General features: G+C 64.9%; 9 protein-coding genes. 2 read left to right on the top strand and 7 right to left on the bottom strand.

What is annotated here, in order from left to right; translation table 11 throughout:
• Nucleotides 1-30: 30 nt before the first annotated feature.
• The 6 genes from ABNX08_RS03105 to ABNX08_RS03130 form a co-directional block, all read right to left on the bottom strand.
• On the bottom strand, nucleotides 31-2,226 hold the full coding sequence (locus ABNX08_RS03105; RefSeq protein ID WP_349605603.1) for an indolepyruvate ferredoxin oxidoreductase subunit alpha: 2,196 nt from the start codon (nucleotides 2,224-2,226) through the stop codon (nucleotides 31-33).
• 128 nt (nucleotides 2,227-2,354) lie between these two features.
• Nucleotides 2,355-3,701, bottom strand: a complete 1,347-nt coding sequence (locus ABNX08_RS03110) for an MFS transporter (RefSeq protein WP_349605604.1) — start codon at nucleotides 3,699-3,701, stop codon at nucleotides 2,355-2,357.
• 190 nt (nucleotides 3,702-3,891) lie between these two features.
• Complete coding sequence (locus tag ABNX08_RS03115) at nucleotides 3,892-4,944, bottom strand: porin (protein ID WP_349605606.1); 1,053 nt, start codon at nucleotides 4,942-4,944, stop codon at nucleotides 3,892-3,894.
• Between the two features lie 46 nt (nucleotides 4,945-4,990).
• Entirely contained in the window at nucleotides 4,991-5,770 is a 780-nt protein-coding gene (locus tag ABNX08_RS03120; protein ID WP_349605608.1) for a cyclase family protein, read from the bottom strand.
• A gap of 26 nt (nucleotides 5,771-5,796) precedes the next feature.
• Entirely contained in the window at nucleotides 5,797-6,324 is a 528-nt protein-coding gene (locus ABNX08_RS03125; protein WP_022533715.1) for a flavin reductase family protein, read from the bottom strand.
• On the bottom strand, nucleotides 6,311-7,429 hold the full coding sequence (locus ABNX08_RS03130) for an LLM class flavin-dependent oxidoreductase (protein ID WP_022533716.1): 1,119 nt from the start codon (nucleotides 7,427-7,429) through the stop codon (nucleotides 6,311-6,313). Before ABNX08_RS03130 ends, ABNX08_RS03125 begins: the two co-directional genes overlap by 14 nt.
• A gap of 108 nt (nucleotides 7,430-7,537) precedes the next feature.
• Between ABNX08_RS03130 and ABNX08_RS03135 the strand changes: the two genes are divergently transcribed.
• Complete coding sequence (locus ABNX08_RS03135) at nucleotides 7,538-8,101, top strand: winged helix DNA-binding protein (protein WP_022533717.1); 564 nt, start codon at nucleotides 7,538-7,540, stop codon at nucleotides 8,099-8,101.
• A gap of 155 nt (nucleotides 8,102-8,256) precedes the next feature.
• Here ABNX08_RS03135 and ABNX08_RS03140 read toward each other — a convergent pair whose 3' ends face one another.
• The gene (locus tag ABNX08_RS03140; RefSeq protein WP_349605610.1) at nucleotides 8,257-9,717 is read right to left on the bottom strand and encodes a patatin-like phospholipase family protein; all 1,461 of its coding nucleotides are present in this window, start codon (nucleotides 9,715-9,717) and stop codon (nucleotides 8,257-8,259) included.
• A 326-nt stretch (nucleotides 9,718-10,043) separates the two neighbouring features.
• Here ABNX08_RS03140 and ABNX08_RS03145 point away from each other — a divergent pair, with 326 nt between their 5' ends.
• Nucleotides 10,044-11,165: an AI-2E family transporter gene (locus ABNX08_RS03145; protein WP_349605612.1), complete on the top strand. Its 1,122-nt coding sequence runs from the start codon at nucleotides 10,044-10,046 to the stop codon at nucleotides 11,163-11,165.
• The last annotated feature ends 14 nt before the right edge of the window (nucleotides 11,166-11,179 follow it).

Consider the following 11,179-nt stretch of genomic DNA (forward strand, 5'->3'; position numbering starts at 1 on the left):
TTCACGATTGAACCTCTCGAAACTTGGTGTTCAGAATGCAAGGCGGGTGCGGCGCGCGGCATCGCGACGCTGCAGGAAGCCGATCACGCCGTCGCGCAGGCGCTGGCGCAGCTTGTCGATGCGGGTCGGGTTGGTGACGATCTGCGCGCGATAAAACGACGGACACAGCACCGCTGCGTGCGAGACCTCGCCACACAGGCCGCAGCCCACGCAGCTGTCCAGCACGGAGGCGATTGGATCGGTGCGCAGCGGGTCCGGATTGGGCTTGATCGTCAGCGAAGGGCAGCCGGATAGCCGGATGCACGAGTGATCGCCGGTGCAGGTGTCCGAATCCACGCCAAAGCGCTCGCGCACCACGCGCTGGCCGTCGGCGATCGCCTTGCGCGCCTTCGGCTTCTCGCGGCGCTGCTTGTTCAGCATGCATTCGCTCTGCGCGATCAGCACCTTGGGACCCTTGGCGCCGGTGGTCAGCGCTTCCTTGAGGGTGGCCTTCATCGCCTTCAGGTCATAGGTGTGGCGGATGGTGCGCACCCACTTGACACCCACGCCCTTGACCGCGTCCTCGATGGCGTGGCCGGTGCTGCGGGTGTCGTTCAGCGCGGTCGAGGACAGGATGTCCTGCCCGCCGGTGGCCGACGTGTAGCTGTTGTCGACCACGATGGTCAGGTTGTCGCTCTTGTTGAAGACTGCGTTGGCGATGCCGCTGGTCAGGCCGTTGTGCCAGAAGCCGCCGTCGCCCATCACGGAGATGGCGCGCTTGCCGCCGGGCGCGTTCAGGGCCGCGGCGCTGGCGCTGCCCAGGCCGTAGCCCATGGTGGTGTTGCCCAGGTTGAACGGTGGCAGGATCGAGAACAGGTGGCAGCCGATGTCGGCGCTCACGTGGTGCTCGCCGATCTCGCGCTCGACCAGCTTCATCGCGGTGAAGATCGGGCGCTCCGGGCAGCCGGTACAGAAGCCGGGCGGGCGCGCATGCACGCTCTCGTCGACGAGCTTCTGCGGTTCCAGCAATTCGGCGGCCACGGCATCGACGGTGGCGGCCGGGGCCTGCACAAGCGGGATCACCTTGCGGGCAGGCTTCGGCTCAGGCAGCGGATCAATCTTGCCGTACTGCTCCAGGAAGGCGCGCAGCCCCTTGAGCACGGTCGCGGTGTTGTACTCGCCAGCCAGCGGCAACAGGTCCTTGCCATGCAGCGCCGCGGTGGCACCGGCCATGCGCAGGATGTTGGCGGCGTTCTGCTCGATAAAGTTGGGCTGGCCTTCTTCCAGCACCAGCACCGCGCGCTTGCCCGCGCAGAAGCGTTCCCACTCCGAATCGATCAGCGGGTAGGCCACGTTCATCACGTACAGGGGGATCTTCGACTCGCCGAACACATCGGCCAGGCCGAGCTGCTCCAGTGCGCGGATCAGCGTGTTGTAGCTGCCACCCTGCACGGCGATGCCGATGTCATCCATCTCGCCGTGGAAGAACTCATTGAGCTGGCGTTCCTCGATGAACTTCACGGCGGCGGGCCAGCGCTGCTTGATCTTCTCATGCTCGTGCACGAAGCTCGCCGGGGGCAGCACGATGCGGCTGAGGTCGCGCGTGGGATGGTCCAGCGCGTCCTGGATCGAGAAGCGGCTGCGGCGGTTGTCGGAGGCGACGAACTGGCCATGTACATGGCACGAGCGCACGCGCAGCTGGAGCATCACCGGCGTATTGGAAGCTTCGGACAAGTCAAAGCCGTCCTTCACCGCCTGCACGATGCACGGCAGGTTGGGGCGCGGATCGAGCAGCCACATCTGGGACTTCATCGCGAAGGCATGGCTGCGTTCCTGCATGATCGAGGAACCTTCGCCGTAGTCCTCGCCGACGATGATCAGCGCGCCGCCGGTGACGCCGCCCGAAGCCAGGTTGGCCAGCGCGTCCGACGCCACGTTGGTGCCCACAGTGGCCTTGAACGTTACCGCGCCGCGCAGCGGGTAGTTGACCGAGGCCGCCAGCGACGCGGCCGCGGTGGCTTCGCTCGCGCTGTTCTCGAAGCGGATGCCATGCTCGGCAAGGATGTCCTGCGCATCGGCCAGCACGTCCATCAGGTGCGAGATCGGCGAGCCCTGGTAGCCGGCCACGTAGGCGACGCCAGACTCCAGCAGCGCCTTGGTGACCGCAAGGATGCCCTCGCCGCTGAATACCTCGCCGGAACCCAGGCGCAACTTCTTGACCTCTTCGACAAACGAACGCTCAGCCATGGCTTTTCTTCCTGATGCTCACGTTGGGGTGAGACGGATATCGTTTAAACATAAACATTTCCATAATCATATATATGTGCGGAGCTAGGGGTCACTGGGACGGCTTCCGCGGAAGCCGAAGCCCCTCCTCAGGCGATTTCTGCGTTGCTTTGCTGGCCGCCGCGAGTCACGACGACTGGTTCCCTTGCCGATGGCAGCAGCGCCACAGCCAGCGCAGCGGCGAGGCCGGCAATGGAGAACGTGATGAAATTCCAGCCGAAACTCAGGCCTGAGCCGGCGACGTAGCCGCCGACGAGCGGGCCGCTCATGGCGCCGAATCGCGCGAAGCTCAGGGCCCATCCTGTTGCCGCGGCCCGTGCGTGTGCCGGGTAGTATCCGGCCAGGTAGCCGGTGAGGATCAGGGATGCCGAGACGCTGCCCACGCCTGCCAGAGCGACCAGCAGGTAGTTGACGGCAACGGAGTTGCGGAACATCAGCGCGCCGATGGCGAGAGCGCCGATCAGGTAGAAGAGCGCAACGGTGCCACGTGCGCCCATCCTGTCGGCCGCGCCGCCCAGGAAGAGGCCGCCCACCGCGGAAGCAAGGCTGAAGATAACCAGGAAGGAAAGACTGGAGCCGAGGTCGTAGCCATTCTTGCGCATGATGGTTGGCAACCACGTATTGAGGCCGTAGACCAGCAGCAAGCCGAAGAACAGTGCGATCCAGAAGCACGCCGTCGCGCGTAGCTGCTTGCGGGCGAACATGCTCGACATCACGTCGCGCCAGGCGGCGCGGGCGGCGCTGTTGGCGGGCCGGGCTTGTGACGGCAGCCGGCCATGGCCAGTGCGATCGGCCAATGCCTGCGCTTCAGCGATTCGCCCTTGCCCCACCAGGTACTCCAGCGACTCAGGCAGCATCCACGCCATCAGGGGTATCAACACCATGGGCACGGCACCCAGGCCAATCACGCCACGCCAGCCAAGACTGGGCAACAGCCACATCGCAATGAGCGCGGCGCAGAGGATGCCCACCGAATACCCCGAGTACATCAGCCCATAGTTGAAGCTGCGGCGGTGCGGCGGCGAGTACTCGATGGTCAAGGCGGCGGCGACGGGAATGACGCCACCGAGGCCGAGCCCGCCGATGAATCGCAAGACGCCGAAGATGGCGGGCGTCGGTGCATAGGACGCGCCCAGCATGGTCAGCGAGAACAAGGAAACGCAGAGCAGCAGCATGCGGCGGCGGCCGATCATCTCGCTCAGCGTGCCGATCAGGAAGGCGCCAAAGAACATGCCGACCAGGGCATAGCTGCTGAGGGCGCCGAGTTCCAGCGGCGTCAGGTTCCAGTTGCGGTCGTCGGCGAGTGCGGGCAGTACCGCTCCCATGACGCCGACGTCATAGCCTTCAAAGAGAATCGCAAGGAAGCATACGAAAAGTACGGTATAGGTCGCGCGGGAAGCGGGGCGCCAGGGCTGAACGGTGCCAGTTGGGATCATTGTCTGTCTCCTGATGGGTGGCGGATATGGAACCGGAGAAGCCGCCAGGGAACCTGTTTCGCGCGATCGTCGCCACGCGCTCGTTGTTGTTCCACATAGTTTAGGCATAAATATATGATTGTGGAAATAGTTTTTTGAGGCGACGAAGGGAGTCTGGTCGGCGCCTCGAAGGGAGGCGCCGAGGCCGCAACTAGAACTTGTGGCGCAGGCCCAGGCCGAAGGTGTTGCCCGGGTTCAGGTCGGTTACCTTGTCATAGCGCCAGGCGGCGTAAAGGTCAGTGCGCTTGGAGAACGGGTAGTCGTAGGCCAGCGTGGTGGTATCGCGGCGGGCCGAGCCCAGCGTCTCGTTGCCGCCCTGCCAGGTACGCACCCACGTTGCCATCAGCGAGCCCGGTCCCAGCGGCGCGCTCGCGCCCACCTGCATGGTGCGGTTGCGCTGGCGGCTCAGCGTGCTGAAGCTGTTGTCCGACTGCGCGTACTGGCCGAACAGCTTGACCACCTTGAAGTCGTAGGACACGCCCGCCAGGTAGGCCATCTGGTAGCTGGCGCCGCTGGCCGCGAACTCCGGCGCATTGACCCCCACCCGCTGCACCGCCAGCGTGGCGCCAAAGTTGCCGTTGAAATAGGTGGCATTGCCGCCGTAGTTCTGCTTGCCCTGGTGGCCGGTGCTCTCCCCGGTCGCGTAGATCGCATTGAAGCGCAGCCCGCCGAAGCCCGGACTCTGGTACAGCACCGAGTTGCCCCAGGCGGTGTCGCCCGCCACCGAGTTGCCCACCGGCGCGCCCGGCGGCGTGGTGTAGGTGTGCAGGAACATCGGCGAGAACACCGCCGAGTCGGCCAGCGGGTTGAACAACAGCATGGACAAGAACCACGGCGTGGTGTTGCGTCCCAGCTTGATCGCGCCGAAGCCGCCATTCAGGCCGACAAAGGCATTGCGCCCGAACATGACGTCGCCGTCGAAGCGGCCGACCTTGCCATTGTCCGTACGGAAAAAGCTCTCCAGCGTGAACTCGGCGTTCAGGCCGTTGCCCAGCGCCTCCTGCCCCCCAATGCCCCAGTACGAGGTGGTCAGGCCGGAACTGTCGACGATCGCGGTGCCGTGGGCATCGCCACTGGCGCGCACGGAGCCGGCAAAGGCGTCGATCGTGCCGTAGAGCTGCACGGCGCTCTGGGCATGTGCGGCGCCGGAGACGAGGCTGCCGGCGGCCGCCACGGCGGCGAGGATCCTGCGTTGGTACTTCATTGTCTTCCCTTCTCTCTCTCTTCTCTTGTGGACGTCTGCGGTTCTGTCAGGTGGCCGCGATCGCCAGTACCCGTAACGGACTACCCGACCCGTTCTGGATCTTCAGCGGTGCCGCCACGATCAACGCGCCGGTAGGCGGCAGCTGGTCCAGGTTCTTCAGGCATTGCAGGCCGTACTTGTTCGCGCCGTGCATCAGCGTGTGGCAGGGGTACGGCAGCGGCCAGGCGTAGGACTGGCCGGCATCGGTGTTGATGGTTTCGACGCCGAAGCCGTGGACGTTGCGTTCATGGATCAGCCACTCGACCGTGGCCTGTTCCGGGCCGGGCGTATGGGCGCCGTCCTCGCGCAGGCCGAGGAACTCGGCAGGGTCGGTCTTCTTGCTCCAGTCGGTGCGCAGCAGCACCCAGGCGCCGGCGGGAATGCGGCCGTGTTCGGCTTCCCAGCGCTGCAGGTGCGAGACCGTCAGCACCCAGTCGGGGTTCTCCGCCACTTCGGCGCTGGCATCGACCACTACCGCGGGGGCGATGAAGTTGGCCGGGTCGATGGTGTCCACGGTGTTGTTGGCGTGGTCCTTGCCCGAGATCCAGTGCACCGGCGCGTCGAAATGCGTGCCGGTATGCTCGCCACAGGAGAAGTTGTTCCAGTACCAGCCCGGTCCCTTGTCGTCGTACTGGCTGATGCGTTCCATCTTGAACGCCCACACCTGCCCGAATTCGGGGGGCAGCACCAGCGCGGGGAAGTCCGGCGACAGGGTCTGGGTCAGGTCGATGATCCTTGCCTTGCCGCCGGAAAGGTCCGCGGCAAGCTGTTGCAGGGTGTTGCTCATGGGGTCTCCTTGTTGTATTCGCCGTGTCAGGCCGACGCGTGCGCCAGCCGCGTGTACCGTCCCTGCCAGTAGAGCAGCGGCGCCGGGGCCTGCTCGGCCACATGTACCGCCCGCACCCGCCCGATGATCAGGATGTGCCCGTGGCGCTCCAGCAGTTCCTCCGCCTCGCAATCCATGGCCACCACGGCATCGGCCAGCACCGGGGCACCGTCGCGGGTGAGCTGGGTCCAGGCGTCGCTGCCGTAGCGCGCGGCGCCGGCCTCGCCGCCAAAACCGGTGAAGCGCTGCGCGATCGCCTGCTGCTCCACGCGCAGCAGGTTCACGCCGAAGCGCCGCGTGCGCTGCAGCAGCCCGGCCGACGAGCTGGTCGCCTTCATCGACGCCACCAGCATCGGCGGCTCGGCCGAGAACGACGACACCGAGGTTGCGGTGAAGCCGCTGCGCTCTTCGCCTTCGGCCACCGTCACCACGGTCACCGCGCCGGCGAAGCCGCGCATCGCCTGCTTGAACTGCTGCTGTAGCGCCGCCAGCGGATCGTGCTTACTGGCCGCCATGTTTCGACCCTCCGGGCTGGCGCAGGCCGCGTGCCTCCAGGATCGGCAGCACCGTGTCGCGGAAGTACGGGAACTCCTTCACGTAGTCGACGAACGACAGCGTGGTGCCCTTGAAGCCGGCTTCGGCAAGCGCACAGATGCCGTCGGCCACCTGCTCGGGCGTGCCCACCAGCGGGAAGCCGCCGTGGCCCGCCGCCATGCGGTCGCGGATCAGTGCCAGCAGGTCGTGCGGGAACGACTGCGCGTTGGCAAACTGCAGCGCCACCAGGTTGTCCACCGCGGCCCAGTCGGCGTTGTCCTGCGCAAAGTGGCGCAGGTAGTCGCGCGCTTCCTGTTCGGTCGGGCGGCACACCACGTGCGAGAAGGTCAGCACTTGCACCGGCTTGTTTGCCGCACGGGCCTTGGCTTTCAGTTCGGCCACTTCCACTTTGGACCGCGCCAGGTCGATCGCCGGCGTGAACAGGAAGTTGGCGTTCTGGATGGCGAAGTCGCGGCCTTCGCCGGAACCCGCGGCGTTCAGGATCGGCGGGCGCTCGCCGTGCCACGGCTTGGGCAGGCCGTAGATGCCCTTCAGGTGGAAGTTCTCGCCGTCATAGTTGAAGGCGCCGTCGCGCTCCCAGATCTGCTTGATGACGTCGAACCACTCCTGCGCATAGCTGTAGCGCTTGTCGTGACCGGCGGCCAGCGGCAGGCCCAGGGCCTCGTACTCGGGGCGGTTCCAGCCCGCCACGATGTTCAGGCCCGCGCGGCCCTGGCCGATCTGATCCAGCGTCGCGATCTGCTTGGCCACCACCGCCGGGTGGTTGGCCGCGGTGTGGATGGTCGCGAATACCGTCAGGTTCTTCGTCTGCGCCAGCAAGCCGGCAGCCCACGTGATCGTTTCCAGCACCGAGCCGTGGAAGTCGGTCTCGCCGCCGTAGCCGATCCAGCGCGCGATCGGCAGCATGAAATCGATGCCGGCTTCGTCCAGCATCTGCGCCAGCTTCGCGTTGTTTTCCCACGAGTTGTCCCAGCGCTCGCCGATCTTGGTCACCGACATGCCACCCGAGCAATTGGTCGCAAACGTGCCCAGTACAAAGTCCTTCGTGTTCAGAATTTTTCTCATGCGTATCTCCCGGCCAAGTAGAATCCCTGAAGCAGGCGCCGCCCGCGGATAATGCGGCGCCCGTACTGCCCTGAAAAACCCACGCACGCAACGTGCGTCGAGCTGACAATGCCCAAGACCTCGAGTAACTCCACGCCATCCGCGAAAATCGACCGCACTGCCGAGCAACATCGCTGGCACCTGGCGACGGATGATTTCAGCGTCGAGATCACCGACCTCGAATACGCCGTCATGCGGGCTTATCAGTCGTTCCTGCGGTGGCAGTCCGAATGCCTGGCGGCCGTGACCGGGATTACGCTGAGCGGGCAGGAAAATACCCTGCTGCACATCATCCGGATGCACGAGCGGCCCAAGACCATCAAGGACCTGCTGCACATGACCAATCGCCAGGACGTGCCCAACATGCAATATGAGTTGCGCAAGCTGCTCAAGGCCGAACTGGTCGACAAATACGGCAGCGCACGCACGGGCATTTACTACTTCGCCACTGACGAAGGCATAAGGGTGTGCGACGAATTCGCCCGGTTGCGGCGCGAGACACTGCTCGAGACCGCGCAAGGCGAATTCGGCCCTAAATCCGGCGCCCTGAAGGCTGCCGGACAGCTGGAACAACTGGAAAAGGTCTACGAGATCGCTACGCGTGAAATCGCGACCTATCACCGCCGTCGCTAGAAGGAGTGGTTTTGGAAACTCATCGGGGGGCGCTGTCTCCTGGTGGCGCGTGACGTACCGCGCGCATCGAATAAATAATCAAATAGAAGATTTATTTGATGCAAATGTAGCGCACTGCGGCGGGCTTCGCCACGGTTTTTACACTAGGGGAAACACTAGGGGGCTGACGGTTGCGTGTGCGCCGGTTCGGCCACAATCCTGGCGCCGACATCGCGCAGCAGCCGCTGGAAATCGGGCGACGCCAGGATGATCTTGCCCGCCGCCGCGCGCAGCCGGTCGACGGCCTCGGGAGGCAGGGAGAACGAGGTGGGCAGCTCGTTCAGGTAGGCCAGTTCCGCCTTGTCCGCCAACTGGGCGAACGAGACATCGATGGCGTAGATGGTCGAGTCCGGCGTGCGCAGCGTGGCGGCGACCGCGGCATCCTTGTTCGCCTTGAAGGCAGAGGACTGCCGGACCTGGCCCATGGAGTGCCAGCGCGCCTGGCTGTCCCTGAGCAGCTCGGTCGCCTCGTAGGAGTAGTGGTCGATGGGAACGCCCGTCGCCTTGACCAGGATCTCCAGCGTACCGGGCGCGGACTCCGATTTATCCCATGCCGTCTTTGGCGTGGACAGCGAGTTGACGACAAAGACCACGATCCTACGCGTATGGTCGAGCGGGGTAGGCTGGCCGACCAGGTGCAGCGCTTCCATCAGCTCCAGCGCGTCCAGCACGCTGCGCATGCCCAGGTTGTCGGAAACACCGCCATCCACGAGATGGATGTAGGGCCGGTTGATGCTGTCTCCGAGTTCCGCCTCTTCCTTCAGGTGCCGGGTCGCACGCGCAGCCGGCCTGGGCGGGTCGGCGGCATCGATAAAAGGCTGGACCCAGTCGGGTGGTGCGTAGCCACAGTTGCCGCCGTAGTTATTGAGTGTAATGGGCGTCAGCACGACCGGCACGGCAGACGATGCGGCAGCGGCGCGGGACAGCCGTACCGCGTTCAGGTCCGAGCAGAGTACGTCGAAGGCGCCCTGGGTGAAAGGCAGGCGGGCGCCTGTGGAAATATCCGTGGCGGATGCAATGATGAAGGGGCCTTGCCCGCGGTTCAGGTCGCCGAAAGTCGCCCCGTTGAACAGGATCTCGTCATACAGATCGGCCGCCAGTTCGGAGCGGCCCCAGCCGCCCGACCACAGGGACGGCCAGTAGGCGGGGTTGAGCGTGCGGAACGTAATCTCGCCCTGTACGTCGCGCTTGAGAAAGCGCTGCTCGTAGTCGTCGAAGAGCTTGTCGCCATAAAGGCCATAGGCGAGCGCGGTGAAGCTCCCGCCGGACACGCCGGTAATGACGCCGACATGGTCGAGCAGGCGCGACTTGACGCCTCTGGGGCCGACCACTTCCGTATTGCGCAGGAATTCCAGCACGCCGTATGAGAAGGCGGCGGCGCGTGTCCCGCCGCCCGAGAAAGCCAGGATCACCAGGTTTTCGCTGGTCTTCGCATAGTGGGGGCGCGTCGTGTATCGATAGCCGGTAGCCGGATCGGCGTGGGCAAGCGGCGGGTTGACAGGCCGGCTGGCGCAGCCGCCGAGCAGAAGCAGCAACGAAACGGCGATTACCCATGCTGGCGTCGGCAATCTGGCCATAGGTCCTCCGCAGCGAATTAGGACGAGCAAGACCGGACGTGTCGGCGTCCTTTGGCTATCACCATACTAGGCGGCTTATGTGGCGGCAGGCGCAACTTTCGAGGTTGTCCCGGCCAGCGCCGATGGACTAGACTAGATTTCACCGGTCCAAGAGACCAGTAATTAACCTCGTTGAGCTGATGCGCGGCGGTGAGATTGCCAGGGCCGTGCGTTGGCGTGGATGACACGGCGGGCGCGCCTTTTGCAGGCGGGACTCGGCCGCCCGTTGAGCCAGCAAGTGGCTTACCGATCCGATACCTTTGCGGCGATCTGCAAGGAGGCAATCGATGTTGCCCACGCCCACTTCCGAGAGAGCGCTGTCCCGGGGACTGCTCGACGTACTGATCCGTGCCGGGCTGATCGCCGTGCTGGCGATTTTCTGCTTCCAGATATTCAACCCCTTTCTCGATCTCATCGTCTGGTCCGTGATCCTGGCGATTACGATCTATCCGCTGCAGGTCAGGCTCAGGCGCAGGCTGGGCAACAATGACGGCCGTGCCGCCACGCTGATCGTCGTGATCGCGATCGCCATCATCGCGGTGCCGGCCTATCTGTTGGGCTCCGCCATGGTCGATTCGGTGGAGAATGCCATGGCCATGGTCAAGAGCGAGGGCATTCATATTCCGCCGCCGGCAGAGTCGGTAGCCGCCTGGCCGTTGATTGGCCAACGCGTGTACGACTTGTGGCAGTACGCCGCCACGGACCTGACCGGCCTGGCACAGAAGTATGCGCCGCAGATCAAGGACATCAGCCTTGCCCTGCTGGTCGCGATCGCCGGCATTGGCAAGGGTTTGCTGATCTTCATCTTCGCGCTGATCATCGGGGGCATCTTCATGGCCTACGGCGAGGCCGGCAGCCGCAGCGCCGAGCAGATTGCCTCGCGCATCTTCAGTCCGGCCAGAGGCCCGCACATCGCCAGGCTATGCACCGCGACCATCCGCGCGGTGGCGCAGGGCGTGGTCGGCATCGCCTTTATCCAGATGCTGTTGATCGGTGTCGCCTTCGTGATCAAGGGTGTTCCCGCGGCGGGCGTGCTGGCCTTACTTGTGCTGCTCCTGGGGATCGCGCAGTTGCCGGCCACGCTGATCACCATCCCGGTGATTATTTATGTCCTGGCCACGGAGGGCGCCAACGTTGCCACCATTGTCTTCTCCATCTATGTCTTCATCGCGGGGCTGGCCGATAACGTGCTCAAGCCGCTGCTGCTGGGGCGTGGCGTCGATGTGCCGATGCCGGTGGTGTTGATCGGGGCCCTGGGCGGCATGGTCACCGGCGGCGTGATTGGCCTGTTTATCGGCCCGGTGGTGCTCGCGGTCGGCTACCAGCTGTTCTGGCAATGGGTGGAAGACCAGCCGCAGGTGCAGGCGCAGGAGCAGGAGGGAGACCTGGCAAACCGGCAGCAGGTCTGAGGTGGTCCGGGGCG

Source organism: Cupriavidus sp. DF5525, from assembly GCF_040149425.2.
Taxonomy (GTDB): domain Bacteria; phylum Pseudomonadota; class Gammaproteobacteria; order Burkholderiales; family Burkholderiaceae; genus Cupriavidus; species Cupriavidus pickettii_A.